25 protein-coding genes and 1 tRNA gene are annotated in these 25,120 nt (G+C 66.8%); 12 read left to right on the forward strand and 14 right to left on the reverse strand.

Translation table 11 applies throughout. The features are described from left to right. The first annotated feature begins 68 nt into the window (after positions 1 to 68). On the forward strand, positions 69 to 2,132 hold the full coding sequence (locus tag DPR14_RS25600) for a transglycosylase domain-containing protein (protein WP_246148583.1): 2,064 nt from the start codon (positions 69 to 71) through the stop codon (positions 2,130 to 2,132). Positions 2,133 to 2,348: 216 nt separating this feature from the next. Here DPR14_RS25600 and DPR14_RS25605 read toward each other — a convergent pair whose 3' ends face one another. Both DPR14_RS25605 and DPR14_RS25610 read right to left on the reverse strand, forming a co-directional pair. Next, complete coding sequence (locus DPR14_RS25605) at positions 2,349 to 3,746, reverse strand: NAD(P)H-dependent flavin oxidoreductase (RefSeq protein ID WP_158047666.1); 1,398 nt, start codon at positions 3,744 to 3,746, stop codon at positions 2,349 to 2,351. 162 nt (positions 3,747 to 3,908) lie between these two features. Continuing rightward, the gene (locus DPR14_RS25610; protein WP_192499167.1) at positions 3,909 to 4,646 is read right to left on the reverse strand and encodes a glycerophosphoryl diester phosphodiesterase; all 738 of its coding nucleotides are present in this window, start codon (positions 4,644 to 4,646) and stop codon (positions 3,909 to 3,911) included. A gap of 127 nt (positions 4,647 to 4,773) precedes the next feature. Between DPR14_RS25610 and DPR14_RS25615 the strand changes: the two genes are divergently transcribed. After that, a complete protein-coding gene (locus DPR14_RS25615) occupies positions 4,774 to 5,835 on the forward strand; it encodes a lysine-2,3-aminomutase-like protein (protein ID WP_158047667.1) in 1,062 nt (353 codons plus the stop codon). Positions 5,836 to 5,858: 23 nt separating this feature from the next. On the opposite strand, the gene DPR14_RS25620 is transcribed toward DPR14_RS25615, so the two are convergent. Next, complete coding sequence (locus tag DPR14_RS25620) at positions 5,859 to 6,482, reverse strand: hypothetical protein (protein ID WP_158047668.1); 624 nt, start codon at positions 6,480 to 6,482, stop codon at positions 5,859 to 5,861. Positions 6,483 to 6,892: 410 nt separating this feature from the next. Here DPR14_RS25620 and DPR14_RS25625 point away from each other — a divergent pair, with 410 nt between their 5' ends. After that, a complete protein-coding gene (locus DPR14_RS25625) occupies positions 6,893 to 10,036 on the forward strand; it encodes a CheR family methyltransferase (protein ID WP_192499169.1) in 3,144 nt (1,047 codons plus the stop codon). After that, complete coding sequence (locus tag DPR14_RS25630; RefSeq protein ID WP_158047670.1) at positions 10,033 to 10,476, forward strand: response regulator; 444 nt, start codon at positions 10,033 to 10,035, stop codon at positions 10,474 to 10,476. The genes DPR14_RS25625 and DPR14_RS25630 overlap by 4 nt, the downstream gene beginning before the upstream one ends. Here the strand turns inward: DPR14_RS25630 and DPR14_RS25635 are convergent. Then, a complete protein-coding gene (locus DPR14_RS25635; protein ID WP_246148585.1) occupies positions 10,473 to 10,928 on the reverse strand; it encodes a thermonuclease family protein in 456 nt (151 codons plus the stop codon). The genes DPR14_RS25630 and DPR14_RS25635 overlap by 4 nt on opposite strands. A gap of 171 nt (positions 10,929 to 11,099) precedes the next feature. Further along, entirely contained in the window at positions 11,100 to 11,342 is a 243-nt protein-coding gene (locus DPR14_RS25640; protein ID WP_158047672.1) for a succinate dehydrogenase assembly factor 4, read from the reverse strand. Positions 11,343 to 11,462: 120 nt separating this feature from the next. Between DPR14_RS25640 and htpX the strand changes: the two genes are divergently transcribed. Then, a complete protein-coding gene (gene htpX, locus DPR14_RS25645) occupies positions 11,463 to 12,317 on the forward strand; it encodes a zinc metalloprotease HtpX (protein WP_158047673.1) in 855 nt (284 codons plus the stop codon). A 313-nt stretch (positions 12,318 to 12,630) separates the two neighbouring features. Here the strand turns inward: htpX and DPR14_RS25650 are convergent, their stop codons facing one another. Continuing rightward, complete coding sequence (locus DPR14_RS25650) at positions 12,631 to 13,032, reverse strand: GFA family protein (RefSeq protein WP_158047674.1); 402 nt, start codon at positions 13,030 to 13,032, stop codon at positions 12,631 to 12,633. Between the two features lie 207 nt (positions 13,033 to 13,239). On the opposite strand from DPR14_RS25650, the gene DPR14_RS25655 reads away from it, so the two are divergent. Together DPR14_RS25655 and DPR14_RS25660 are read left to right on the forward strand one after the other, a co-directional pair. Then, positions 13,240 to 14,415 carry a pyridoxal phosphate-dependent aminotransferase gene (locus tag DPR14_RS25655; protein ID WP_158047675.1) on the forward strand — a complete coding sequence of 392 codons (1,176 nt, stop codon included), beginning with the start codon at positions 13,240 to 13,242 and terminating at the stop codon, positions 14,413 to 14,415. 240 nt (positions 14,416 to 14,655) lie between these two features. Next, positions 14,656 to 14,808, forward strand: coding sequence for a DUF1127 domain-containing protein (locus DPR14_RS25660; protein ID WP_158047676.1), 153 nt, complete (start codon positions 14,656 to 14,658; stop codon positions 14,806 to 14,808). Positions 14,809 to 15,050: 242 nt separating this feature from the next. Here the strand turns inward: DPR14_RS25660 and DPR14_RS25665 are convergent, their stop codons facing one another. The 5 genes from DPR14_RS25665 to DPR14_RS25685 all read right to left on the reverse strand — a co-directional run bounded on the left by DPR14_RS25665 (position 15,051) and on the right by DPR14_RS25685 (position 18,013). Then, positions 15,051 to 15,455, reverse strand: coding sequence for a gamma-butyrobetaine hydroxylase family protein (locus DPR14_RS25665; RefSeq protein WP_158047677.1), 405 nt, complete (start codon positions 15,453 to 15,455; stop codon positions 15,051 to 15,053). Beyond that, positions 15,455 to 15,718, reverse strand: a complete 264-nt coding sequence (locus DPR14_RS25670; protein WP_246148588.1) for a Trm112 family protein — start codon at positions 15,716 to 15,718, stop codon at positions 15,455 to 15,457. The genes DPR14_RS25665 and DPR14_RS25670 overlap by 1 nt, the downstream gene beginning before the upstream one ends. Positions 15,719 to 15,785: 67 nt before the next feature. Continuing rightward, entirely contained in the window at positions 15,786 to 16,451 is a 666-nt protein-coding gene (locus DPR14_RS25675; protein WP_158047678.1) for an LON peptidase substrate-binding domain-containing protein, read from the reverse strand. Continuing rightward, complete coding sequence (trxA, locus tag DPR14_RS25680; protein WP_343038685.1) at positions 16,448 to 17,380, reverse strand: thioredoxin; 933 nt, start codon at positions 17,378 to 17,380, stop codon at positions 16,448 to 16,450. Before trxA ends, DPR14_RS25675 begins: the two co-directional genes overlap by 4 nt. Before the next feature lie 81 nt (positions 17,381 to 17,461). Continuing rightward, the gene (locus tag DPR14_RS25685) at positions 17,462 to 18,013 is read right to left on the reverse strand and encodes a prolyl-tRNA synthetase associated domain-containing protein (RefSeq protein ID WP_158047679.1); all 552 of its coding nucleotides are present in this window, start codon (positions 18,011 to 18,013) and stop codon (positions 17,462 to 17,464) included. A gap of 164 nt (positions 18,014 to 18,177) precedes the next feature. On the opposite strand from DPR14_RS25685, the gene DPR14_RS25690 reads away from it, so the two are divergent. Both DPR14_RS25690 and DPR14_RS25695 read left to right on the forward strand, forming a co-directional pair. Further along, positions 18,178 to 18,252, forward strand: a tRNA-Gly gene (locus DPR14_RS25690). 196 nt (positions 18,253 to 18,448) lie between these two features. Then, positions 18,449 to 18,763 carry a helix-turn-helix transcriptional regulator gene (locus DPR14_RS25695; RefSeq protein WP_158047680.1) on the forward strand — a complete coding sequence of 105 codons (315 nt, stop codon included), beginning with the start codon at positions 18,449 to 18,451 and terminating at the stop codon, positions 18,761 to 18,763. A 170-nt stretch (positions 18,764 to 18,933) separates the two neighbouring features. Here DPR14_RS25695 and DPR14_RS25700 read toward each other — a convergent pair whose 3' ends face one another. Then, positions 18,934 to 19,281, reverse strand: coding sequence for a helix-turn-helix domain-containing protein (locus tag DPR14_RS25700; RefSeq protein ID WP_158047681.1), 348 nt, complete (start codon positions 19,279 to 19,281; stop codon positions 18,934 to 18,936). A gap of 87 nt (positions 19,282 to 19,368) precedes the next feature. Here DPR14_RS25700 and DPR14_RS29210 point away from each other — a divergent pair, with 87 nt between their 5' ends. Further along, positions 19,369 to 20,256, forward strand: a complete 888-nt coding sequence (locus tag DPR14_RS29210; RefSeq protein ID WP_425500996.1) for a hypothetical protein — start codon at positions 19,369 to 19,371, stop codon at positions 20,254 to 20,256. A 234-nt stretch (positions 20,257 to 20,490) separates the two neighbouring features. On the opposite strand, the gene DPR14_RS25720 is transcribed toward DPR14_RS29210, so the two are convergent. Continuing rightward, positions 20,491 to 20,688 carry a DUF2283 domain-containing protein gene (locus DPR14_RS25720; protein ID WP_158047683.1) on the reverse strand — a complete coding sequence of 66 codons (198 nt, stop codon included), beginning with the start codon at positions 20,686 to 20,688 and terminating at the stop codon, positions 20,491 to 20,493. 222 nt (positions 20,689 to 20,910) lie between these two features. Then, positions 20,911 to 23,931 (reverse strand): hypothetical protein, encoded by a 3,021-nt coding sequence (locus DPR14_RS25725; protein WP_211103877.1) that lies wholly within the window; start codon positions 23,929 to 23,931, stop codon positions 20,911 to 20,913. Positions 23,932 to 24,338: 407 nt separating this feature from the next. Here DPR14_RS25725 and ccmD point away from each other — a divergent pair, with 407 nt between their 5' ends. After that, entirely contained in the window at positions 24,339 to 24,584 is a 246-nt protein-coding gene (gene ccmD, locus DPR14_RS25730; protein ID WP_158047684.1) for a heme exporter protein CcmD, read from the forward strand. Then, positions 24,581 to 25,117, forward strand: a complete 537-nt coding sequence (ccmE, locus tag DPR14_RS25735; protein ID WP_158047685.1) for a cytochrome c maturation protein CcmE — start codon at positions 24,581 to 24,583, stop codon at positions 25,115 to 25,117. Before ccmD ends, ccmE begins: the two co-directional genes overlap by 4 nt. Positions 25,118 to 25,120: the final 3 nt, after the last annotated feature.

Raw genomic sequence — 25,120 nt, forward strand, 5'->3', positions numbered from 1 at the left:
ATGCCGTGAAATTGCCGCCTTGATCAGGCATCGTGTCGGTGTGGATAAGCAACCTCCGAACAATCACCTTGAGCAAACCTCCAGAACGGCCGACCGACCGATCGTCCCGCAAGGCGTCCGCCGACCGCGGCACCGGCAAACAGCGGACCCGTGACCGCAAGGCTTACGTCGTCCCGGCGGCCCGGCGCTCGATCCTGCGCGTGCTGGGGAGCTGGGCCGTGGTCGGCGCGATCTGGGCCGCCGTGGCCGGAGCATCCGTGGTCGCGTATTTCGCCTACGACCTGCCCGACGTGTCCCAGGTGGCCCAGGCCGAGCGCCGCCCCGCCGTCACCGTGCTGGCCGCCGACGGCAGCACGATCGAGCGCTACGGCGACATCCACGGCACCACGATCAATGCCGCCGACCTGCCGCCGCACCTGATCCACGCCGTGCTGGCGACCGAGGACAGGCGCTTCTTCAGCCATTTCGGGATCGACCCCATCGGCCTGGCGCGCGCGGCCTTCGTCAATTTCCAGGCCGGGCGCGTCGTGCAGGGCGGCTCCACCATCACCCAGCAGCTCGCCAAGAACCTGTTCCTGACGCCCGACCGCACCATGGGCCGCAAGATCCAGGAGGCGATCCTGGCGATCTGGCTGGAGAGGACGTATTCCAAGAACCAGATCCTGACCGCCTACCTGAACCGGGTCTATCTGGGCGCCGGCACCTATGGCGTCGATGCCGCGGCGCAGACCTATTTCAACAAGCCGGCGACCGGGATCAACCTGCGCGAGGCGGCCATCCTGGCGGGCCTGCTGAAGGCGCCGTCGCGCTATTCGCCGGCGGCCAATCCCGACCGCGCGGCCGAGCGGGCCGAGGTGGTGATCGCCGCCATGCTCGACGCCGGCTACATCACGCAAGCCGACATCCAGGCGATGCGGGCGGCCCCGCCGATGCCCCGGCGCAAGCCGGAGGGCGACGGCGACCGCTATTTCGCCGACTGGGTGGCCGATCAGATCGTGGGCTTCATCGGCAAGGAGCACGACGACATCACCGTCCACACCACCATGGACCGGCGGCTCCAGCGCGCGGCGGAACGGCGGCTGGAAGCTTCCCTGTCCGGCGCCGGCCTCGCCGCCCGGGCCGAGCAGGGGGCGCTGGTGGCGCTCAGCCCGGACGGCGCGGTCCGCGCGCTGATCGGCGGGTCGAGCTACGGCGAGAGCCAGTTCAACCGGGCGACCCAGGCGCTGCGCCAGCCCGGCTCGGCGTTCAAGCCGCTGGTCTTCCTGGCGGCGCTGGAGAACGGCATGACTGCGGACTCGCTGGTGGACGACGCCCCGATCCGCATCGACGGCTGGCAGCCGGCCAATTTCGAGAAGGGTTTCCACGGCCCGATGCCGCTGCGCGACGCGTTGGCCCATTCGGTCAACACGGCGGCGATCCGGGTGCTGGACCGCACCGGCGTGGAGCCGGTCGGCACGCTGGCCCGCCGGCTCGGCATCACCTCGCCCATGGGCAAGGACCTGAGCCTGGCACTCGGCACCAGCGAGGTGACCCTGCTGGAGCTGGCCGGCGCCTATACCGCCTTCGCCAATGGCGGCCGGGCGGTCTGGCCCTACGCCGTCACCCGGATCGAGGATCGCGCCGGCCGGCTGCTCTACCAGCGCCGGGGCTCCGCCGGGGCCACCCCGGTGATCGACCCGGCGGACCTCGCGGAGTTGAACCGCATGCTGATGGCGGTGATCGAATACGGCACCGGCAAGTCCGCGAAGCTGGGCCGCATGGCGGCCGGCAAGACGGGCACCAGCCAAGAATACCGGGACGCCTGGTTCGTCGGCTTCACCGCCGACTATGTGGCGGGCGTCTGGCTCGGGAACGACGACAACGAGCCGATGAAGCGGGTCACCGGCGGCGGGCTGCCTGCCCGCATCTGGCGCGACTTCATGGTGGACGCCCACCAGGGCTTGCCCCCGCGCGAGATCCCCGGCCTCGACTATGCCCCGCCGCAGGCGAGCGCGCCGATGCTGGTGGCCGACGACCGGGATCCGGGATCGGCGGGGGACCCGTCCGACCCGTTCTCCGGCCCGCTGTCCGACGTGCCGCTGCTGGGCCAGTTCCAGCGCCTGATCCGGAACCTGACCGGAGGCGGTGACTAGTGGCTCGGCACAGTGGTTTTGATTGATTTATCGTAGGTCGGCCTCGGCCGAAGGCCGACGCCGACAGCGTGGCCGGAGCGTTGACGCAGGGTGTCGGCGTTCGCCCTGACGGGCGAAGGCCGACCTACGGCACTCCGCTCCGCCGAACGTCATCAAAAACACTGTGCAGGACCACTAGGGCGGTCGCGGAAGGGGCCGGCGGCCCCTTTCCGACGGTCAGTCGCCCGACGCGATCCGGTCGACCAGCTGCTTCACGGTCGGGATGAAGCCGTTCTCGTAGAACGGATCGTCGGAGAACCGGTAGGCGTTGTGGCCGGCGAACATCAGCTGCGTCTCGCAGTCATCCGAGTGGCTGATCTCCTGCAAGGTCTTCTGGATGCAGAAGGAACGCGGATCGGCCTTCTTGCCCGTCGAGCCTTCCTCGTTCTGCGCCCAGTTGGAGAACATGCAGGCCGACAGGCAGCCCATGCAGTTGATCTGGTCGGTCAGGATCTCGTTGGATTTCTCCGGCGTCACGAAGATCAGCGTGCCGTCGGGGGTCTTCAGCGCCTCCTTGAACCCGGCCTCGACCCAGCCGAAGGCCCGGTCGCGGTCGTGCGCGGTCAGGTAGACAGGCCGGCCGCGCGGACCGACGCGGAACTCCGTGTCGTGCTCGCCGACGGGCTTGACCGAATAGGCAACCTGCCGCTCGCCCCGGCCGCGAAGCTCCTGGATGAACGGGTTGTTCACCGCCGACGAGTAGAAGCCGGTCGGCGAGAACTTGTTCAGGAAGACGTCGCCCTCCTTCAAGGTCAGGAGCTTGCGCTTCCACGCCTCGGAGATCGGGCTTTCCCGGGTGAGCAGCGGACGGGTGCCGTACTGGAAGGCGATCGGCCCCAGATCCGGGTTGTCGATCCATTCCTCCCACTCGCGCAGGTACCAGACGCCGCCGGCCATGATGATCGGCGTGTCGGTCAGCCCGAAGCTGTTCATCATCTGGCGCAGCGCCAGCACGCGGGGGAACGGATCCTCCGGCGTCTCCGGGTCCTCGCTGTTGGACAGGCCGTTGTGCCCGCCCGCCCGCCAGGGGTCCTCGTAGACGACGCCGCCCAGGTTGTCGGCGAACCTGTGGTACGCCCGCTTCCACAGCGCGCGGAACGCCCGCGCCGACGAGACGATCGGGTAATAGTGGATGCCGTAGCGCACCGCGATCTCGGCCACCTTGTAGGGCATGCCGGCGCCGCAGGTGACGCCGTGGACCATGCCCTTGGCGCCTTCCAGGATGCCGTGCAGGATACGCTCGGCCGCGGCCATCTCCCACAGGACGTTCATGTGGATGCGGCCCTGGCCGTTGGAGACCTCGTGGGCGATGCGCGCCTGCGTGATCCCGCCGGCGATCGAATACGCGACCAGCTCCTCGTGCCGCTCGCGCCGTGTCCGGCCATGATAGACCTGATCGACGGGCTTGCCGCCGTCATCGAAGCTGTCGGCGTTCACGCCGGAAAACGTGCCGACCCCGCCTGCCGCTGCCCAGGCGCCGGAACTCTCGCCGTTGGACACGGAGATGCCCTTGCCGCCTTCGACCAGCGGCAGGACCTCACGACCCGAGATCAGCAAAGGCTTGAGCGCCTTCAACGAAACCTCCAAAAAGCTGCTTTATTCTTCGACCCGCAGACACGGACAGCCGCTCACCGGTTTCGCTCCGGCGGCGGCCACGGCCTGCCCTTACTGCTCCATATATGAAAAATTTGCGACGCAGAAGAGTGGCAGTCGAATAATTATCGCGAATCCGTCCGCTCAGCCGCCCAGCACCGCCAGAATGTCACGGGGCCGGTCGGTGAAGACGGCGGCGACCCCGAGCCCCACCAGCCACTTCGCCCGCGCCGGATCGTTCACGGTATAGGCCAGCACGGGCCGGCCGGTCGCCAGGTATTCCGCTATGCCGCGGGCATTCTCGCGCGATGCGTTGACGTTGATGGTCGAAGCTTCCACCCGGTCGGCGACGGCCCGCCAGTCGCGCGGGCGCCGGTCGATCAGGTAGCCGCGCGGCCAGTCGGACATATGGTCGCGTGCCGTCTCCAGGCTCGGCACCTCGAAGCTGGAGACCAACGGGGCCGGCCGGCCGGCCGGCCACAGCGCCCGCGCCGCGTCGAGCGTGACCCGGGCGGTCTCGACCTCGCGCCCGGGGCACGGCTTGATCTCCAGGTTGATGCCCAGGTCCAGCTCCAGGACCAGCGCCAGCGTCTCCTCCAGCGTCGGGATGCGCTCGCCGGCGAACTCCGGCCCGAAGCGCACGCCGGCATCCAGATCCCGCAGGTCCGCGAAGTCCAGGCCCGCGACGGCGCCGCGGCCGTTCGTGGTGCGGTCCACGTCGTCGTCGTGCATCAGGACCGGCACGCCGTCGCGCGACAGCTTGACGTCGACCTCGACCCAGCGGGCGCCCTGCCCGGCCGCGACGCGGATGCCGGCCAGCGTGTTCTCCGGCGCATAGGCCCTGGCGCCGCGATGACCGATGGTCCTTGGAAACGACAGCATGATGACGGTTGGATCCCTGATCCGTTGAGCGAGCGGGTGGCATGCCGGGCGGCGCCGACCTATAGTCCGAACCGGCCGGTATAACCAGAATCCGGTATAGACCGAGTTACAGCACGAGTCCCCGATCATGAAAAGTACCGCGACGGCGCGCAGCCTGGACGGCCTCGTCGCCGCCGGCGCCCTTTCGCCGGAGCGGGCCGCCGCCCTCGGGCGGGTGGCGGAACGCTACGCCATCGCCGTCACGCCGCACCTGCTGGACCGCCTCGGCGGCGCCGACCCGGACGGCCCGCTCGCCCGTCAATACCTGCCCTCGGAGCGGGAGCTCGAGATCGGCCCGGATGAGCTGGCCGACCCGATCGGCGACGCGGCCCATTCCCCCGTCAAGGGGATCGTCCACCGCTACCCGGACCGGGTGCTGCTGAAGGCGCTGCACGCCTGCCCGGTCTATTGCCGCTTCTGCTTCCGGCGGGAAATGGTCGGCCCCGGCGGCGACGCGCTCGACCCGGCCGAACTGGCCGCGGCGCTCGACTATGTCGGCGCCCACGAGGAGGTCTGGGAGGTGATCCTGACCGGCGGCGACCCGCTGATGCTGGCGCCGCGCCGGCTGGCCGGCATCGTCGCCGCGCTGGACGCCATGCCCCATGTGGGGGTGGTGAGGCTGCACAGCCGCGTGCCGGTGGCCGAACCGGCCCGGATCGACGGCGCCGTGGTGGCCGCCCTGAAGGCGTCGGACACGGCGGTCTGGCTGGCGGTCCACTGCAACCACCCGGACGAGCTGACCCCGGAAGCCCGGTCGGCGCTGGCCAGGATCGCCGACGCCGGCATCCCGCTGGTCAGCCAGACCGTCCTGCTGCGCGGCGTCAACGACGATGCCGGAGTCCTGGAGGCACTGTTCCGGGCGCTGGTGCGCTCGCGGGTCAAGCCCTACTACCTTCATCACGGGGACCTGGCGCCGGGGACGGGCCATTTCCGGACCGATCCGGCGCGCGGCCGCGAGCTGGTGCGCAGCCTGCGCGGGCGGGTATCCGGCCTATGCCAGCCGACCTACGTGCTCGACATTCCGGGCGGCCACGGCAAGGCGCCGATCGGTCCCGACTACCTGGAGGGCGATGCAGGGACCGGCTACGTGGTCGAGGATTACCGGGGCAACCGGCACGCCTATCCGCCGAAGCGGCCGGGCGGCGCCTGATGTTCCGGCCGAACGGCCGTGCCCTACTCGATCGGCCGGACCATGGTCCCCGGCGGCTGGGCGCTGATGACGCCGGGCAGGGTGCCGAACCCGTCGGGGAAGAGCTGCTTGGCGATGTCGCTGACCAGGAAGCGGAAGCCGGCCTGGCCCGGCGACACGCTGCCCACCATGCGGTCGGTGGCGGTGTTCAGCGGTTCGCCGCCGTCGCAGAAGGCCGCGGTGATCCGCGTGGCCGCCATCAGGTCGGTCTGTTCCGGCGGGGGCGCCGCCTCCACGTCGTTGGTCCGGGTGCAGAGCGTCGGCGCCTCCATCATCTCCTCGCCGTGGAACGCGATGACCATGCGGTAGTCCTTGCCGCGGTCGAAACCGACGCCGGACGTGAAGTTGGTCTGCGGGTTCATCAGCGTGCCCGGCAACGCTTCCAGGACCTTGCGGCTGAACTCGTCCGGGGACGATCCCTTCATGACGCCGATGACGATGACGTCGAAACCGCTCTCCGGCGGTGTCGGGGCGGTGACCGGATCCTGCTGGACTTGGGCTTGGCCGCCGGTCTGCGGTTCGGTCTGGGCCATGGCGCCGGTCGCCCCGAACGCGATCATGGCACAGGTCAGTCCGGCCGCGGCGGCACGGAAACAGGGCGTGCACATGGTATTCTCCTCGCTGGCGAGACGGCAGCCGATCAATGCCGCACGTCTCGACAAACGAACCATCCCTCCAGAAGTTCCTTCCAAGTCCAAACCGGACCCGGGTGGTGCAGCCATTGGAACGAAGTTTCCGGGGCAAGGACGGTCCGGGAATTTAAAGTAGTCGGCATGACATAGGCGGCAACTTGTCCGCGTCGATCATTCCCGATTTCCTTCAATATCAGACTAATAAATGTTAGTCAATGAAAGACCTGATCAGCCTTGCTTACAAAATAATAGAAGCGTACCGTGATCTACACCCTGTGGATCATCAAATTCGAACGCGCGCGGAATAGCCTTCTTATTAGTGCTGATCGGGCGACACGACCCTAGAAGTCAGTTCACGGATCGGCGAGATTTGGGAGATCATGGGCGTGGCGGGCATTTTTCCGATCATCGGCATTGGTGCATCGGCCGGCGGAGTCGAAGCGCTGACGTCGCTGTTCAAGCGCATGCCGCCGCAATCGGCCGCGGCCTTCGTCATCGTCACCCATCTGGCTGCCCATCGGGAAAGTCTGCTGCCGGAAATCCTGGCCCGCTGCACGGAAATGCCGGTCGCGACCGCCCAGGACGGCCAACGCGTCGAATGCGGCCACGTCTACCTGAATCCCCCCGACGCCGTCCTCACGGTCCGCGATCGATGCTTGTCGTTGACCGCCCATGACGGTGAACGCAATCTGATCGACATTTTCCTGGCATCGCTCGGCAGGAACGCGCGGGACCGGGCGATCGGCGTCATCCTCTCGGGGACCGGCAGCGACGGGGCGATCGGCTTGAAGACCGTGCGCGAGTCCGGCGGCTTCACCCTCGCGCAGGCTTCCGACGCCACGGGGCCGGGCTATCACGGCATGCCGGACGCGGCCATCGCCACCGGCTTCGTCGACTGCGTGCTGCCGATCGAGGCGCTGGCCGACCGGCTGACCGGCTATGTCGGCGCGTTCGGCGACGCGGATCCCCGGATGGACGGGATTTCGGACAAGGATGATCCGGCAAGGCTGGAAGGCGCGAAGAACGCCATCTACGACACCCTGCGCCGCCGGGTCGGACATGACTTCAGCCATTACAAGGACAAGACTTTCCTGCGGCGCGTGGAGCGGCGCATGAAGGTGCGGCAGAGCGCCGGCCTGGAGGCCTATGTCGAATTGATCAAGGAGGACAGCGAAGAGGCCGTGGCGCTGTTCCGCGACCTCCTGATCGGCGTCACCAACTTCTTCCGCGACCCGGAATCCTTCGACCGCCTGGCCGAACTGGTCGTTCGACGCCTCCTCAAGGACAAGGGCCGGAACGAGACCGTCCGGATCTGGGTTCCGGGCTGCGCCACCGGGGAAGAGGTCTATTCCATCGCGATGTTGCTGCGCGAACGGCTGGATGCCTGCCAGATCCCGCCAAACATACAGATCTTCGCCACCGACGTGCAGGAGAGCGCCATCGCCGTCGCCCGCGCGGGGCGTTATCCAGCAAGCCTTCTGGAAGCCATGTCGCCGGAGCGGCTGGCACGGTTCTTCACCCGCGCAGGCGACAGCTACACCGTCAACGCGGAAATCCGCGAGCTTTGCCTGTTCTCGCCTCACAGCATCGTCCGCGATCCGCCGTTCTCGCGGATCGACCTCGTCTCCTGCCGCAATCTGCTGATCTACTTCGACGCCGATCTGCAAAGGCGGGTCATTCCCCTGTTCCATTACGCGATCCGCCCCGGCGGATTCCTGTTTCTGGGCAATGCGGAGAATCTCAGCCAGCATACCGACCTGTTCTTTCCCCTGGATAAGAAATCCCGGATCTTCCAGCGGCGGGACAATGCCGGCCAATTCCCGGCCCTGCCGTTGTTCGGGCAGCCCCGGAACAGCTTCCGATCGCCCCGCGCCGGTCCGGGTGCGGTGGGCTCCGACCCTCCGGACGCCGTTCGCCTTCTGGAGCGGCGTGTGCTGGACCGGTACGCTCCTGCGCATGTGCTGGTCAACCGGGAGGGGGAGATCCTCCATTTCTCGGCAGGAACGGGCAAGTATTTCGAAGCGCCCGTCGGGGCGCCCAACCGGAACCTCCTTGCCCTGGCCAACAGCGGACTGAAACTGTTCCTTCGCTCGGCCCTTGCCGAGGTGCGCGAGACCGGATGTCCCGCGCTGCGGGAGAACATCTCGCTCGACGTGCACGGCGGCGTGCTGATGCTCGACATCGCGGTCGAGCCGCTGCCGGACGACGGCGGCGATGGCGCCTGCATGATCGTCTTCATCGATAACGGCCCCATCCAGAACCGCGGGCAGGCCATGACGGCCGGCCAGGACTTCAGGGCGGACCGCCGCACCGAGCTGCTGCGGCTGGAACAGGACCTGGTGAAGACCCAAGAGCTCCTTCAGATCTCGGTCGAGGAATACGAGACTTCGGCGGAGGAGCTGAGAGCAAGCAACGAGGAGTTGCTTTCACTGAACGAAGAATTGCAGTCATCTAACGAGGAGTTGGAGACATCCAAGGAAGAGCTCCAGTCGGTGAACGAGGAAATGAGCACGGTCAACATAGAGCTGGCCACGAAGATAGACGAGCTTCACCGGGCAAATGCCGACCTGGGGAACCTGCTGGACATCACCCGCCTTGCCACCATATTTCTCGATCAAGACCTCGTCATCCGGAACTTCACCCCGGCGACCACGGCCATCTTCAAGCTGGTTGCGAACGACCGGGGCCGGGCGCTGACCGACATCGTCAGCCTGATCGATTACGACCGGCTGGCCGAGGATGTCCGCACCGTGGTGGAGACATCCAGCCCGATCGAGAGAAACGTCTGCCGGCGCGACGGGCGAGTCCATTACCTTCTGCGGATCGTTCCCTACCAGACGGTCTACGACAAGGTCGTCGGGGCGATCCTCACCTTCCTCGACGTGAGCGACATGGTCCGTGCCGAGGAGCACCAGCGCCTGCTGGTGGCGGAGTTGAACCACCGCGTAAAGAACATCCTGGCAGTCGTGGGATCGATGGCGACTCAGATGGCCCGGAGCTGCCGCACGGTCGAGGAGTTCGCCGAAGGGTTCATCGGGCGGATCGACGGCCTGGCCAAGACCCATGACATCCTCTCCGCCAAGGAATGGGCCAACATCGATCTGGCCGAACTTCTGGCAGCCGAACTGGACGTTTTCCTTGTGGACGCCGACCGCAAGAGCCATGACGGCCCAGCCGTTTCCCTGGCCCCGAGAGTGGCGACCACGCTGGGAATCGTCATCCATGAACTGGCGACCAACGCGACCAAATACGGGGCCTTCGCCAATACCGCCGGACGGCTGGAGGTGCGGTGGGGGATCGAGACCCTGGACTCCGGGCAATGCCTCGTGCTGCATTGGCGCGAACGGGACGGTCCACCGGTAAGCCAGCCCAGGCATACCGGCCTGGGCACGGAGTTGATCCACCGCGGACTCAATTTCGAGCTGGATGGAAGCGCCGACATCGAGTACCGGCCCGAAGGCGTCGTCGCCACCCTGACCATCCCCATGACCGGTCACGAGATCTACGAGACAAGGGATGCGCCTCAATGACGCAGAAGACCCCGACAGCGAGCGCCGCCGGGCAGCGGGTTCTCGTCGTCGAAGACGAGATGTTCATCGCCATGGGCATAAGCCTGCATCTGAAGGACGCCGGATACCTCGTGATCGGCCCCGCCGGCCGCCTGGACAAAGCCATGGATCTGGCCAGGAGCGAAATGGTGGACGCGGCCTTGCTGGACGTCAATCTGAGGAGCGACACGGTTTATCCAGTCGCCGATATCCTCACGGCGCGCGACATCCCGTTCACATTCCTCACCGGTTACAACAGGGAGTCGCTTCCCGATCGCTTCGGTGACGGGCACATTCTCAAAAAGCCTTTCCAGACCAAAGAGTTGATCAGAATCGTCGGAACCATGCTGGTCAAGAAGCGGGCGCCGGCCGATCGGGAAACCGCTTCCGGCGGTGCGAACGGCCAAGGTACCTCCCGCTAGGGCAGTTGTGCGACCGAACACCAGGTCTGGCGGGACTTGCCGCCATAGGGACGGGCCAAGCCCGCCGCGATCAGCTGCTCGCCGATGTCGCGGCCGGACCGGGTGAGCACGCGGGCGCGGACCCGTCCGCCATACTTGTCATGCTGGATGTCGTGGAGCGTCACGCCGGGCTCGGCCAGCAGCGTCTCGGTCAATTGCCGGGCCTGCTCGGCCATGTCCTTCTCGCGCTGGCACTTGCCGCGCTTCTCCGGCGTGTCGATGCCGTCGATCCGGACGCGGGTGACGACCTCCTGGTCCAGCCAGACCAGGACCCGGACCTCCAGCGTGTCGCCGTCGATCACCTGGGTGACCAGCCCGGACACCGGCCCCGACAGCCGTTCCGCCGCCCGGGCAGGCGCCTGGGCCGCGAGGAGGGAAAGAAGCAGAGCGGAAACGAGGAAGTGCGGGCGCACGGGAGCGGATCCAAGGGAGCGGCGGACGGAAATCGCCCGCCTATCGGAAGGATACTCGAATGCTAGGAACTACTCAAGTTTAATAGGTCGTATTTCCTACCTACGACCGTATGACATAAGCATTCCGAAGGATGCTCGGACTCCGACCCTAGACGGGGACGCGAGTCCCCCTCAGAAGTCCGTGCAGCGTCCCTTGCTTTCCCAATCGCCGTACCGGGTCGGTTCCGGTCCGCGCGGACCGCCGATCTCCCCCGGCTTCTGCACGGGCACGCCGGGCTTCGGCGACGCGGCATCGTCTTCAGGAACGGAGTCTTCAGAAACGGAGTCTTCGGGAATGGGCTTGGCCGCGGCGGCCGGCTGGACAGCCGCCGCGGGATCTGCCGGCTTGCCGGCTTCTGTGTCGATATGGCTCATGGATTGGATATGGCCCTGCCCGTGCGGGACGCCAAGACTTGAACCTCTTGGGACAGGCTGCACATATCGAGGGTTCAACCCGACCCTTCCGGGGGCCGGGACCGCGCAGAGGTGACCATCATGACAAGCTATTTCCGTACCGCGACCCTGCTGGCCGGCATGACCGCGCTGTTCCTGGCCATCGGCTACCTGATCGGCGGGCAGGGCGGCATGCTGATGGCGCTGCTGTTCGCGGTCGGCACCAACCTCTTCGCCTATTGGAACTCGGACAAGATGGTGCTGAGGATGTACGGCGCGCGGGAAGTCGACGCCCGCTCCGCCCCGCAGTTTTACGGCATGGTCCAGCAGCTGTCGCAGCGCGCCGGCCTGCCGATGCCCAAGGTCTACATCATCGAGAACGACCAGCCCAACGCCTTCGCGACCGGCCGGAACCCGGAGAACGCCGCGGTCGCCGCGACCAGCGGCCTGCTCCGCCGGCTGAACCACGAGGAGGTCGCCGGCGTGATGGCTCACGAATTGGCCCACGTGAAGAACCACGATACCCTGATCATGACCGTGACCGCGACCATCGCGGGCGCCGTGTCGATGCTGGCGAACTTCGCGTTCTTCTTCGGCGGCAACAACCGCAACAACCCGCTGGGCATGGTCGGCACCCTGCTGATGGTCTTCCTGGCCCCGGTCGCCGCGATGATCGTGCAGATGGCGATCAGCCGCACCCGCGAGTACGAGGCCGACCGGATCGGCGCGGAGATCTGCGGCCGGCCGCTGTGGCTGGCGAACGCCCTGGTCAACATCCAGGAGAGCGCCGCCCGGATCGACAACGTCCAGGCCGAGAACAATCCCGCGACCGCCCACATGTTCATCATCAACCCGCTGCATTCGCGGTCGGTGGACGGGTTGTTCCGCACCCACCCCGCGACCGAGGAACGGGTGCGCCGCCTGCGCCTGATGGCCGGCCCCGGACGCGGGTTCTAAGTTCTTTTCGGGCCACGGATGGACGCAGATGGGCTTCGGCATTCCGTCGGCATGACGGGCTGCGAAAACTCATCTGTGTCCTTATGCGTGCATCCGTGGCTAGAGCTGTGCCCGATCAGGTCGATCCGCCCGAGACAACTGATCCGATGCGTTGCGCTATGGGCGCAACCTACGATCGTCGGCCCGCATCACCTCCGCCCTGCATCGAACCGTAGGTTGCGCCCATGGCCCAACGCGACGCGGCGAGTGGAACGGCAGGCCGCGTGGACCGGAACGGATCGACGCGATCGGGCACAGCTCTAAGTAACGGAAATCAATTGTCGCCCGGATAGCTGTCGACGCCGGGAATGTTGTCCAGCCACTTGATCCGGTGGGCGGTCCAGATCTCGTATTTCGGCGGCGGGAAGTCGGATGGGTCGTCGAACCCGCCCAGGGAGATCGAGACATAGTCGGCGCCGTCGCGCCGCCAGAACAGGGCCGACCCGCAGTGCGGGCAGAATTCGCGGGTCGCGAAGTCGGACGCCCGGTAGGCGCCCACTTCGCCCCGGACCATCTCGAAGCGGTCGAGCGGGAAGCTGGCGAAGGCCGGCAGCGGCGCGCCGGTCTGTTTCTGGCACTGGGTGCAGTAGCAGATATTGGTGTCGTTGGGGGCGCCGGTCGCCCGGTAGCGGACGGCGCCGCACAGGCATCCGCCCTCGTGGATGGCATCGGTCATCGCTGGTTTCCTCCCATGATCGCCTTCCGGATCTTGCCCGGAGCGTCGCTCACACCGGCTCCCGCTTCAACATAGGCTTTCTCATGCCCGCATGAGAGGAATTCATGCCCCAGCGCGCTATACAAACAGGACGCTCCACGGTATGACGGTTGCAGCGTCAACCGAAGTCGGCGCACTCCCCCTCTTGCCACCAGGGTTGCCCGTCCCATGACCACCGGTCCCGACATCCGTCCCGCGATCACGGCACTGCCCAACAGCCTCATCGGCGTGGTCGCCAACCATGGCAGGGGCCGCGACGGATTGATCCCGCTGTGGTTCGGCGAAGGCGACGTGCCGACGCCGGGCTTCGTCATGGACGCGGCGTACCAGGCGATGCGCGACGGCCATGTCTTCTACACTTGGCAGCGCGGCCTGCCGGAACTGCGGGAATCCCTGTCGGGCTATCACCGGCGGACATACGGTGCCGATGTCGCGACCGACCGGATCACCGTGACCGGCTCGGGCATGTCGGCCATCGCCCTGTCGATGCAGATCCTGATCGACGAGGGCGACGAGGTGGTCGTGGTCTCCCCCGTGTGGCCCAACGTGTTCGCCAGCATCAGGATCATGGGCGGCGTGGTGCGTCAGGTGCCGCTGGCGCTGGAGAGCGGGAAATGGACGCTGGACCTGGACCGGCTGTTCGACGCCTGCGGCCCGCGCACCCGGATGATCTTCGTCAACTCGCCCTGCAACCCGACCGGCTGGACCATCGGGACCGAGGACCAGCGGCGCATCATGGAGTTCGCCCGCAAGCGCGGGCTGTGGGTCATGGCGGACGAGGTCTATTCCCGCCTGGTGTTCGACGGCGGCATGGACGGCAGCGGCCGCGCGCCCTCCTTCCTCGACGTCTCGGAGCCGGAGGACAAGCTGCTGGTCATCAACAGCTTCTCCAAGAACTGGGCCATGACGGGCTGGCGGCTGGGCTGGGTCGTCGCTCCGGCGGCGATGGGGCCGGTCTACGAGAAGATGATCCAGTTCAACACCTCGGGCGTCGCCGGCTTCGTCCAGAAGGCGGGCCTGGCGGCCCTGGAGCAGGGCGAGCCGTTCCTGGAGGAGATGGTCGAGCGCTGCCGGACCGGCCGCGACATCGTGTGCTCGGCTCTGGAGACCCTGCCGCGGGTGCGGGTCCAGCGTCCCGACGCGGCCTTCTACGCCTTCTTCTCGGTCGAAGGCGCCGGCGACAGCCTTGAACTGGCGAAGCGCATCGTGGACGAGGCGCTGGTCGGGCTGGCGCCGGGTGCCGCCTTCGGCGACGGCGGCGAGGGCTACCTGCGGCTCTGCTTCGCCAGCTCGCCGGAATGCCTCGCCCAGGCGATGGAACGTCTCGTCCCGATACTTCGGTAACGAACTGCGTTAACCATGATTTGGTTGATCGCTAATTAACCAGCTATGGCATGGCCTCATGCCAACCATGTGGAAGCCGCACTTCTCGCAGGTGCAGCATGCCCCCATATTCCCGTTTGCAAGCAACGGCGGCCGGCGATCGACGCCGGCCTTATTCTATTGAGGACTCACATCATGGCACTGGCAGTTCGCACGTCCGGTTACGCCGGTCGACGTTCGGCCGACTCTTCCGCTGACCTTATGCAGCGGTTGACCGACACCCTGAAGACTTGGAAGTACCGCATCGTCAGCCGTCGTGAACTGATGGACCTGGATGCCCACATGCTGCGCGACATCGGCCTGACCGACCTGGAAGCGCAGTCGGAAGCCTCGAAGCCGTTCTGGCGCGCCTGACGCCACGCAGTGCCGCGCCGCATGGCCGATCGGATCGAGCCGCGCTCGTCAGTATCGAGTATACTGGGCGCGGCTTTTCGATTCCGGGCACCGCCATAGCGCCGGCAGCATGAACCGCGACCCGGATCGCAGATCGGCCTTCGCCTGAAAGGTGAACGCCGAAGGTATAAAACAACCTTGGAGTCCGTCGTCGGCGACGGCCCTGTGGGCCAAGGCCCACCCCTGCGAGCGGGAACCGGACGTTACTGGGGATCGCGCTTGAGCCCGCGCTTTTCCAGTTCCCGGAGATAGTCGGCCCACAGCTCGTCCTGGTGCTCTCCCAGCTCGTACAGGTACTTCCAGGAGAAGATGCCGCTGTCGTGCATGTCGTCGAACTGGATCCGGATCGCGTAGTTGCCGACCGGCTCCAGCCCCATGATTCCGACATGCCGGCGGCCGGAAACGATCTGCTTCTGGCTGGGAGCGTGGCCCTGGACCTCCGCCGACGGGCTCTCGACCCGCAGCAGCTCGGCGGGTAGCGAGAAGCGGCGGCCGTCGTCGAACTCGATTTCCAGCCGCTTCTCGGCCTTCTTCAGCCGCACTTCCACCGGCCAGTGCTGCGTGCCGAACGGATCGGTGGCGAAGGACTCGCCGGAGGCGGGCGTCATCAGTGGCCCGCCGTCTTGGAGGAATGGCCGCCGGCCGGATGGGAGTGGGTGGGATGCGCGGTGTCGGCATCCAGCGTCCGGGCCTCGTCCACCAGCATGATGGGGATGCCGTCGCGGATCGGATAGGCCAGCCCCGCCTGGTCGCTGATCAGTTCCTGCGCCGCAGCGTCATAGCGGAGCAGCCCCTTGGTCAGCGGGCAGACCAGGATTTCCAGAAGCTTGGGGTCGACCTTCGCCGCCGACCCCGTTTTGGTATCGCTCACGTCCTCGTCCCCTCGATGCGGCCCGGCAGCCGATATTCCCCGTCCATTACCGGGATCGGTGCCGGGGTCAGTGCCGGGCCATGGTATCGCCGTCCCGCTTGTCGAGGACAGCCATTTCGATGATGGCGATCATCATGCTGGCCCGTTCGGACAGAGTGCCGCATTCCAGCAGGGCCTGCTTCTCCGACGGCTCGAACGGGCAGATCATCGCGAGCGACGTCACCAGACGTTCGTCCGGCGTCGATTCGATCGCGTCCCAGTTGGCCGAAATGCCCTGGATCTTGAAATACGTGCGCAACCCCTCGACCAGCCGCGCCCTGTCGAACAGGGCGGGGCCCGGCTCGCTCGGATCGCCGGCGAACCGCTCCCACGAGGCCGTGACGCGGCGGTAGCCGCGCACGATCGGCAGCTCGCGCACGATCTCGAACCGGCTGACGCCGGTCAGCGTGATCAGGTAGCGGCCGTCGTCGGTCTCGGTGAAGCTGGTGATCCGGCCGGCACAGCCGATCGGATAGACCGGCGGAGCGCTGGCGCGGCTCAGGGGATCGGACGGCTGGATTATGCCGATAATCCTGTTGCCGGACAGCGCATCGTCGATCATCGCCAGGTAGCGGGGCTCGAAGATGTTCAGAGGCAACTTGCCCCGGGGCAGGAGCAGCACCCCGGCCAGCGGGAAAATCGAAATGATTTCCGGCAGTTGGTCGAAGGATGGGTCGAACGGGTTTGGGCTCATGAAAATAAGATAGATGACAACTTCCGTCTTGCCATGACAGTCAGCTTGTCAGTCGGCCCGAAAGCCTCGAAAAATTTCACGAGCTGCTTTCGGGCCTGCTGATCGTTCCATTCCCGGTCACGGCGCACGATCTCCAACAGCTCCTCCACCGCGGCGTCGCGCTTGCTGCCGGCATAGAGCGCCATGGCGAGGTCGAAGCGGGTCTGGTGGTCGTCGGGGTCGCGGGCGACCCGGTCCATCAGCTCCGGGACCGGGCCGGCGGCGGCACTCTGCTCGGCCAGGTCAAGCGCGCTGCGGACGGCGGCCAGCTCGGGCGCCTTGGCCAGGTCGGGCGGCGCATTGTCCAGCATCTCGCGGGCGCGGGCGAAGTCCTGGGCCGTCATGAGGCAGCGCACCAGCCCGGCGAAGGCGGCGGCGTTGGTCGGCTCGACCGCCAGGATCTGGCTGTAGATCTCGCTGGCGGTGGCGGCATCCCCGTCCTCCAGGGCCTGGGCGGCGGCGTCGAGCGCTTCCTGGAGCCCGCCGTCGTCGGCGCCGCCGGCCAGCTTCGACAGCCGGTCGACGAACTGCTTGATCTGGGATTCCTGCTGGGCGCCGACGAAGCCGTCCACCGGGCGGCCCTGGAAGAAGGCGTAGACCGCCGGGATCGACTGGATGCGGAGCTGGCCCGCGACCTGCGGGTTCTCGTCGATGTTGATCTTGACCATCTTCACGGCGCCCTTGGCGGCCTTGACGGTCTTCTCCAGCATGGGCCCGAGCTGCTTGCAGGGGCCGCACCAGGGCGCCCAGAAATCGACGATCACCGGCACCGTGCGCGAGGCCTCGACGACGTCCGCCATGAAGGCGCGGTCGCTGGTGTCCTTGATCAGGTCGGCGGCCGGCTTGGGCCCGCCACCCGGCGCGCCGGGCATATTGAACATGGTCTGCATGAAGGCGTCCTGTTGCTGGAAAGCTGGCTGGTCTTGGTTTCGTGTATCGGATGGCTGCGTGTTTAGATGAGCCTTGCCGGATTATCCAGCAAGGTCGGCGACCACGGCCTCGTGGCCGGTCGAAGACAGGAACTTCAGCAGGTCGGCCGAGCGGATCGCCGTCGTCCGGCCGTTGTCGAGCGGATGGTAGTTCAGCAGGTCGTGCGCCATCATCGCCTTTTCCAGCACCACCGTGACGCGGTGCCCGGTGTCGTTGATCACGGCGAAGGGCGTCACCGAACCGGGCCGGACCCCCAGCACCTCCCGCAAAAGGTCGCCGTTGCCGAACGACAGGCGGGCCGAGCCGATCCGCTTGTCCAGGGTCTTCAGGTCGACCGCGCTGTCCTCCAGGGCGACGACCAGCCACAGGCGGCCCTTCTTGTCCTTCAGGAACAGGTTCTTGCAATGGCCGCCCGGCAGCGTCCCGCGCAGCGCCTGCGCCTCCTCCACCGTGAAGACCGGCGGATGGGAGTGGGTGGTGGTCTCGATGCCCAGGCCGTCCAGGTACGAGATGAGCTGTTCCGGCGAGGTCGGCAGCGTGTCGGTATTGGAGCCGGTGTCGGGACCGTTGTCGGTGTCGGCGTGGTCGGGCATGGCGGAAACCTCGGTGTTCCGGCGGAATGTGGCGCCGCTGTTATAGCCGCTTCCGGCGAGGGCGCAAACCGGCGAGGAGGAATCGAAAAAAGGCCCTTGCAAAGGGGTCGGACTTCCGTATTATCCGCGCTCACCGCTGGTCACCACCCGGACCAGCCGCCGATGCGGGCGTAGCTCAGGGGTAGAGCACAACCTTGCCAAGGTTGGGGTCGAGGGTTCGAATCCCTTCGCCCGCTCCAGTTTCAGACGACGGTTCAGAGTTCGTAAGCGTCCCTGCCGGGGCGCTTTTTGCGTTCCGGGTCGGTCGTTGCCACCGTTGCCGTCCCCAATATCGTCATCAACCGGAAAGTCGTCGAGCGGGGATTTGCAGGATTGTCCCCGTTCGTAGTCATTCCTACAATGTCACCGTTCGCCGACATCTATTGGGACGCTTAGATGCTTGTCCGCACCGCCATCGAGATCGGGCTGGTCATCCGGGAGCGGCGCCGGAGCCTGGGGCTGGACCAGGGGGAACTTGCCGGCTTGGCTGGTGTCAGCCGCCAGTGGATCGTCGAGATCGAAAAAGGCAAGCCGCGCGCCGAGATCGGCCTCGTTCTTCAAACGCTGAACGCACTGGGATTCGGCCTCTCCGTCGATGCCGCCGGCGGGCTCGGCGGGACCGAGGCGCCGCCGGCCGGTGCAATCCCGTCGCCCATCCCTTCGATCGATATCGACTGGCTCCTCGACGATCTCGCGGCGAACCGATCGTGACCGGTGAACTCGTCGCCTTTTCGGCAGGCCGCGTCATGGGGACGGTAAGGCGCGATCGCAATGGCCGGCTGAGACTCCTCTATGACCAGGGTTGGAGGACGACCCCGGGCGCCTACCCCCTGTCGCATTCCATGCCGGTGGCAGTGGCGGAGCAGTAAGCCGCTTCGAGGTCAGGCTTTGGGCGGATTCTTGCGGCGATGCTCGATCAACAGCTTCACCTGCTTGATGGTCAACGACAAATCGTCGTCGGACAACGCGCGGGCATGAACCGCCAATTCGTCTTCCATCCGCAGGCGAGCGCCCTCCGCGTCGGGCGGCGCATCGAACCCCAACAAATCGTTCGGCGACGTCCCCAGTACTTGGCAGAGGCGTAGAAGCGTGGCGTAGTCGGGACGGCGCGTACCCGCGACATAGTGGCCATAGCGTGGTTCCGTCAGACCGGCCCGACGCGCCACTTCCGCGTCGGTCATCCCAAGTTCGCGCGCCCGTTCCCGGAGTTTCGTGGTCAGCACATGCATTCGGCATGTGTTGCGCGCGATGCTTGTAGCGTCTATGTACGAAATGGCAATAATACTATTGTCGATCTGACAACGGAGATGTCAGCCATGGGCGTGGCGGATAGACGGGCGCGCATGAGCCCGGCGATGATGGCATTGGTGGCAGGCGTATCTATCCCGACCGCAGCGATCGGGGAGGAGGACGGCGCTTCCTTCCTTGCCATGCAACGATGGCTGCATGCGGCCGATGTGGCGGCAAACGAGAGCGTCACTTACGAAATCTGCGGCTGGGGCCAGATCGACTTGCGCACGCCTTTCCTGTCCGCCGCGATCAAGCAGGGCATCGATGTCCTGGCTTGGCATGAATTGGCGAAGCGGTACGACAACGCGGCACTCGAACGTCGGCGGACGGAAGCTGTCTTGACGGCGCAGGGAGCGAACGCACCGACGCAGCGCACCAGCGGACTTTACCCCACAGGGGAATGCACCGATGCAGTTCGAGATGGAATAGAACAAAAGGCACTGATGCCCGGGACCTTGAAGACGCGGTATTTCCGTAAAGTAGATAAGCCAGCAGTTTTAGCCGGTTTCCGCCTCCGATGCTTCCCCGAGAACTTCTCCGAGACCCCGCAGACGCACTGCCGGATAGTCGGGCAGCTTCACGATCAGCTCCAATTTGCCGCCGACCGCCTCCACATAACTGCGGAGGGTCGAAAGATACATGTCGGCCTGCTTCTCGATCTTCGACACGGATGGCTGCTTGATGCTCAGGGTGGCCGCGATGTCGGCCTGCGCCTTCCCGGCGATCTGGCGCAACTCGCGCAGGCATTCCACATCCCGCTTCAGTTCCCGGTACTTCGCCTCGATGCGTTCCTGTCGCTCGGACGGAGGTTCGGCGATCACCTGGTCAATGCTCCGGCCCATCGGATCCGATCCCCTTCGCAGCTCTCAACAGTTCCGAATGGGCGGAAAATCGGCGGTCCGCCTCGTCGATGAATTTCCTGTAGAAGCGCTTCCCGCTCCCGCCGGATTTGTCGCCGACGACCAGAAGAACCGCCTTTCTTTCCGGATCAAAGGCGAAAGTGCCGTAGGTCGGCCTTCGCCCGTCAGGGCGAACGCCGACACCCTGCGTCAACGCTCCGGCCACGCTGTCGGCGTCGGCCTTCGGCCGAGGCCGACCTACGATAAATCAATAAAAACATTGTGCCGAACCATTATTTGGATACCGATCTAGACAGCGACCTTGAATTCCACGGAAGACACGCCCTCGACGTTTTTCGATGCGTCGAGGATTTCCAACGCCACGAGGGCGCCTGTTCCGTCGTAGTCGAGGATTATGCCCGGCTTGTCCTCGTCGCTCTCAACCACCATGGCGTCACGAAGCACGACTGACAGGGTGTCGGTTGCCGGGTGGTACGTGATCTTCATGAGCCGCCCTCATACTTCGCAAGCTTTCCGGTGCGGTACGCCGCAGCCACGGCGGCCGGCACCCGGTCTGCATCGATGAAAACACGCACCAGAAAAGATCGGCCGGAGTCTGCTTCGATGATAAACCGTTGTGCGACCACTCGTCCGATCTGGACAATCCACGCCTTGCCATCCCGGCCAAGGCGTGATCGCTGAACGCGACGTCCCGCAGCCCGTCCCCCGTCACTTCCCACCCTGCGCCGCCGCAGCCGTCACCGGCACCGCGCCGCTGTCCACCATCTTCAGCTTCCAGTCCTGCGCCTCGGTGCCGTCCAGGTTCAGGTGGCCGGCCAGGAACAGCAGGCGGTCGGTGTCGGCGCCCTTGGCGGTGCAGAAGCGGTCCTGGAGATAGTAGGGCGGCGTCGCCTGATAGTAGAGCGTCGCCTTGACCGACGCCGCGGTTCCCTTCAGGTCGGCCAGCGGCACGGCATAGACCAGCGTGTCGCCGCCGCCGTCGCGGTAGTCGGGATCGTCGCCCACCGCCGTGGGGGCCACGTCCTCGGCAAGGTCGGGGCCGGCGCCCAGCGCCTTGGCGATGGCGAGACGCTGGTCGAGCCCCAGGAAGCCGTGGGGCAGGATGCGGTTGTCCTTCACGTCGGCGCAGATCGACAGGAAGCTGGTCGTGAAATCGCCGGTCGGCTTCACGTCATGGCCGCAGACGGGGGCCTGGCCCGCCGGCAGGTTGGCGGGCGGCGCCGTCACCAGCTCCTGGTAGATCTGCGCCTGGTCCTGGCGGCTGACCACCTGGTAATGCGGCTGGTGCGGCAGGCTGCCGGCGTTGGCCCGGCCGGAGCAGTCGTCGTTCCACCACAGCTCGCCGGCGACCGGCTTGCCCGCCTCGTCCACGATGACGCCGGCGCCGTTGGTCCGGCCCGAGGCCCACAGCACGTTGCCGTTGGCGTCGAGCACGTCGAACTCGATGAAGGCGCGGCGGAAACCCACGCCGGACGGCAGCTTGTGCCCGGTCCTGCTGGTGACCGCGACGGTCGCCCGCAGGTTGCCGCCGTCCGTCTCCACCCCCGTCACCGCGATCGCGGCGGTGCCGCCGGAAGCCTGGTCGAGCATCGCCTGCTCGGTCCGGAGCAGCGGATCGACGCCCTTGGACACCAGCATCGGGTCCTGGGTGCGGATGCCCAGGATGTCGGGGAACTGCTGGGCCATCTTGGTGAAGAAGACGTTCAGCCCGACCAGCGTGTGCTGGGCGAAGCCGTCGCGCACGGGCAGGTCGATGTCCTCGGGTCCCAGGTTGTTCTCGGCCTGGGGGAAGTTGGAATATTCCTGGATGCTCGCGATCTTGCTGCGGTACGGCTTGCCGTTCTCGTCCTTGCTCGGCATGTGGCAGTCCTGGCAGCTCGCGGGCGTGGCACCCGGCCCGCCGGGCAGCTTGCCGTCCACGCCCTCGCCGGTGCGGTAGGCGCTGAAGGCCCATTCCGGATATGTCGTCTGCTCGTAGACGTGGGTCAGCACCTTGCCCTTGTCGAGCACCGGCAGATGGACCGTATGGCAGGTGCCGCAGGTCTCGGAACTGGTGATCGCGGCGTGGTACTCGGGCCGGTTGCCGAGCGCCGCTTCCATCGGCTTGACCTTGGGGTCCTTGAAGGGGCCGAAGATCGTGTCCGGCCGGCCGACCAGGAAGCTGCCGGTAAAGGTCCGGGCGAAGCCGGTATTGTCCGGGTTCAGGAAGGCCTGCCGCTCGGCGATGCAGGCGTTCTGCGGCGCGTCCTTGAACTGCGCCGTCGCCTCCGCCCCCAGCGCCATGCGGTGGCAGGCGGTGCAGGAGACGCCGTCGCGCGCCAGCGCGCCGTACGGCGCGTGCCCGGCTGTCGGGTTGCCGGCGGGGAACGGCACCGCGTCGGCGAAGGAGCGCAGGAAGTCCTGGCACTGCCCGGTCTCGGCGAACTTGTCCACCGTGAACTGGCGCTGGCCCAGGATGCCGTGGCAGCCCAGGCAGGTGTTCTCCACCAGGGCCGCGCTCTCGGGGTGGAAGGTCTGGGTCTCGCTGGCGAGCTGGGCGAAGAAGATCGGGTCGCGCCCGGCCAGCCCCATGGGCGAGGTCCACCACGTGGCATAAGGCGACAGGTTGAGCAGCTTGGCGCCGTGGGGGTTCGGCCTGGTCATGTCGAACTGCAGGCCGGTGCTGCCGGCGTCGTGGCAGCCCATGCACTGGTCGGAGGTGACGAACTCGCTGGCGGCGCCGGGGGGGCCGGCCTTGACCCAGACGCTGTCATAGGTCTGGGACGGCATCTTCGACACCGTCTCCCAGGTCGGCTTGGGCAGACCGGCGATCTTGAGGCCGCTGGCGATGTCGGTGTCGTAGCCGTATTGCGGCTGGCCCAGCCGCGCCGCGTCGTCGGTCGGCAGGCTGACCAGCCTGTGGTGGATCTCCGGCGCCGGGGCCTCGAAGAAATGCTGGCTGAGGAAGACCAGCGGCTCGCCCGGCTGGCCGAGCATGTTCTTCAGGCTGACGAAGGTATGATCGGCCTTGGCCGAGGCGTGGCAGTTCAGGCAGTACTGGCCGAAGCCCATGTTGGCCAGCGGGTTGGTCGGCCCGGGCGGCCAGTCCGGCGCCCAGCCGCTCCAGCCGAACCAGCCCCAGAACCAGCCGTCGTGGGACGCCTTTGCGTCGCGCACCATGATCGCGGCGCCGCTGGTCGGCAGCAGGTTGACCGGATCGACGCCGTCGCAGGCGGCGGCCGGCGCCGGGAACATCTCCTTGACCATGATCGCGCCGTCGGGGACCGGCGCCGGGTCCGCCGGGGCGGCGGCCTCGTCGGACGGGCGGTTGACCTTCAGCCACTCCACCATCTCGGGCGAGTACCAGATCACCACCGGCGCGTGGGTGCCCGCGTAGGTCCCGACCCATTTGCCGTCCTGGAGGCTGGCGGTATAAGGGCCGGTGTCGCGCACCCGCTTGTCCCGCACCCACCCGGCGGCCGTGTCCCGGTGGCAGAAGTTGCGCAGATAGTCCCCCAGCTTCGTCTCGTACTGGTCGAGCGGCAAGGCGCCCGGCTTGCGCACCGCCTCGGCCAGGGAGGCGCACAGGGCGCCGTCGGTCGGCACCAGCGGAGTAGGCCGGGCCGCCGTGCAGGCGGGCGCCGCGAGGGCCGGCCCCGCCGCGAGCAGGCCGCACAGGACCAGCGCGGGGGTGCCGGACAGGCGCGAGAGGACGGGAGCCAGGAGACGGGACAGGAAGGCTTGGGACATCCGCGGTTTCCATCCGGAGAGACAACCCGGTGCGGTTGAACAGCGACCGGTTCCTTCCCGAGGGTATTAAACCTTCGTGGTTAAGTCCATCGGTCAAAGCCGGCCGCGGCCCCGGCACCGTTCGATTGTCACAGGCGCTGCTCGCCGGCTTGTCTGCAACCCTCCCCGCTGTCATAGTGCCGAAGGATCCCGGTAAGCGGCGAAGATCCGCCCCGACCTGCGTCATGGCGTCGCGACCCTGTGTCGGTCCGGACAATTCGGACCAAATGGGCAATGGACCGCCAAGACGGATTGCCTTTCAATCGGCGCATTCTGGTGGGATGACTGCTTGGTGGGAGAACTGGTAAGCATGAAGGCGGTCAAGGGCGCCCTCGAGAGCGCCCGGCGAGGGATCAATTGGCGGGATCATGGCTGAGTTCTTTTCGATGGGCGGCTATGCCGCCTATGTCTGGCCGGCCTACGGGGTCGCGGCCGTCTTTCTTATGGGCATGCTGGTCGCCAGCCTGCGCGGCCTTCGCCGTCACGAAGCCCTGCTGAAGACCCTGGAGACGAGCCGCCCGCGGCGGCGCGACCGGAACCGCCGCGACGGCGCGCGCGCTCCATCGGCTCCGGCACCATCAGGATTGCCCGCCGCGGAAGGACACGAGGGATGACCCGCAAGAAACGCCGCCTCTACATGCTGGGCCTGGCCCTGCTCGGGCTTGGCACCGCGACCGCGCTGGCGCTGACCGCGTTCGAGGACAACCTGGTCTTCTTCTACAGCCCGTCCGACCTCGCGGCCCAGCAGGTCGGCGAGCGCAGCTTCCGCCTGGGCGGGCTGGTCGAGGAGAACAGCGTCAAGCGCCTGCCCGATGGCCTGACCATGGAGTTCCGGGTCACCGACACCGCCCGGTCCGTCCCCGTCACCTATGCCGGCATCGTGCCCGACCTGTTCCGCGAAGGGCAGGGCGTCGTCGCCGAGGGACGGCTGCGTCCCGACGGCGTGTTCGTGGCGCGCGAGGTGCTTGCCAAGCACGACGAGAACTACATGCCGCCCGAGGTGGCCGACGCGCTGACCCGCGCCGGCGCTCCCCAGCACGCGACCAAGTCGCTGGAGGCCCCCGTGCCGGCATCCGCGACGAGTCCCCTGACGACCGCCGCGCCCCTGACCGAAACCGCGCCCCTGTCCAGAACCGCTGAGGAGTAGCGC

Source organism: Skermanella pratensis, assembly GCF_008843145.1.
GTDB lineage: Bacteria > Pseudomonadota > Alphaproteobacteria > Azospirillales > Azospirillaceae > Skermanella > Skermanella pratensis.

Coding starts and splice junctions, on each gene's coding strand:
- DPR14_RS25720 (WP_158047683.1), bottom strand. CDS start 20,688: ATGAAGATCACGTACCACCCGGCAACCGACACCCTGTCAGTCGTGCTT.
- DPR14_RS25675 (WP_158047678.1), bottom strand. CDS start 16,451: ATGAGCCCAAACCCGTTCGACCCATCCTTCGACCAACTGCCGGAAATC.
- DPR14_RS29210 (WP_425500996.1), top strand. CDS start 19,369: ATGGGCGTGGCGGATAGACGGGCGCGCATGAGCCCGGCGATGATGGCA.
- htpX (WP_158047673.1), top strand. CDS start 11,463: ATGACAAGCTATTTCCGTACCGCGACCCTGCTGGCCGGCATGACCGCG.
- ccmE (WP_158047685.1), top strand. CDS start 24,581: ATGACCCGCAAGAAACGCCGCCTCTACATGCTGGGCCTGGCCCTGCTC.
- DPR14_RS25640 (WP_158047672.1), bottom strand. CDS start 11,342: ATGAGCCATATCGACACAGAAGCCGGCAAGCCGGCAGATCCCGCGGCG.
- DPR14_RS25615 (WP_158047667.1), top strand. CDS start 4,774: ATGAAAAGTACCGCGACGGCGCGCAGCCTGGACGGCCTCGTCGCCGCC.
- DPR14_RS25725 (WP_211103877.1), bottom strand. CDS start 23,931: ATGTCCCAAGCCTTCCTGTCCCGTCTCCTGGCTCCCGTCCTCTCGCGC.
- trxA (WP_343038685.1), bottom strand. CDS start 17,380: ATGCAGACCATGTTCAATATGCCCGGCGCGCCGGGTGGCGGGCCCAAG.
- DPR14_RS25650 (WP_158047674.1), bottom strand. CDS start 13,032: ATGACCGATGCCATCCACGAGGGCGGATGCCTGTGCGGCGCCGTCCGC.
- DPR14_RS25620 (WP_158047668.1), bottom strand. CDS start 6,482: ATGTGCACGCCCTGTTTCCGTGCCGCCGCGGCCGGACTGACCTGTGCC.
- DPR14_RS25610 (WP_192499167.1), bottom strand. CDS start 4,646: ATGCTGTCGTTTCCAAGGACCATCGGTCATCGCGGCGCCAGGGCCTAT.
- DPR14_RS25695 (WP_158047680.1), top strand. CDS start 18,449: ATGCTTGTCCGCACCGCCATCGAGATCGGGCTGGTCATCCGGGAGCGG.
- DPR14_RS25685 (WP_158047679.1), bottom strand. CDS start 18,013: ATGCCCGACCACGCCGACACCGACAACGGTCCCGACACCGGCTCCAAT.
- DPR14_RS25700 (WP_158047681.1), bottom strand. CDS start 19,281: ATGCATGTGCTGACCACGAAACTCCGGGAACGGGCGCGCGAACTTGGG.
- DPR14_RS25630 (WP_158047670.1), top strand. CDS start 10,033: ATGACGCAGAAGACCCCGACAGCGAGCGCCGCCGGGCAGCGGGTTCTC.
- DPR14_RS25655 (WP_158047675.1), top strand. CDS start 13,240: ATGACCACCGGTCCCGACATCCGTCCCGCGATCACGGCACTGCCCAAC.
- ccmD (WP_158047684.1), top strand. CDS start 24,339: ATGGCTGAGTTCTTTTCGATGGGCGGCTATGCCGCCTATGTCTGGCCG.
- DPR14_RS25665 (WP_158047677.1), bottom strand. CDS start 15,455: ATGACGCCCGCCTCCGGCGAGTCCTTCGCCACCGATCCGTTCGGCACG.
- DPR14_RS25660 (WP_158047676.1), top strand. CDS start 14,656: ATGCAGCGGTTGACCGACACCCTGAAGACTTGGAAGTACCGCATCGTC.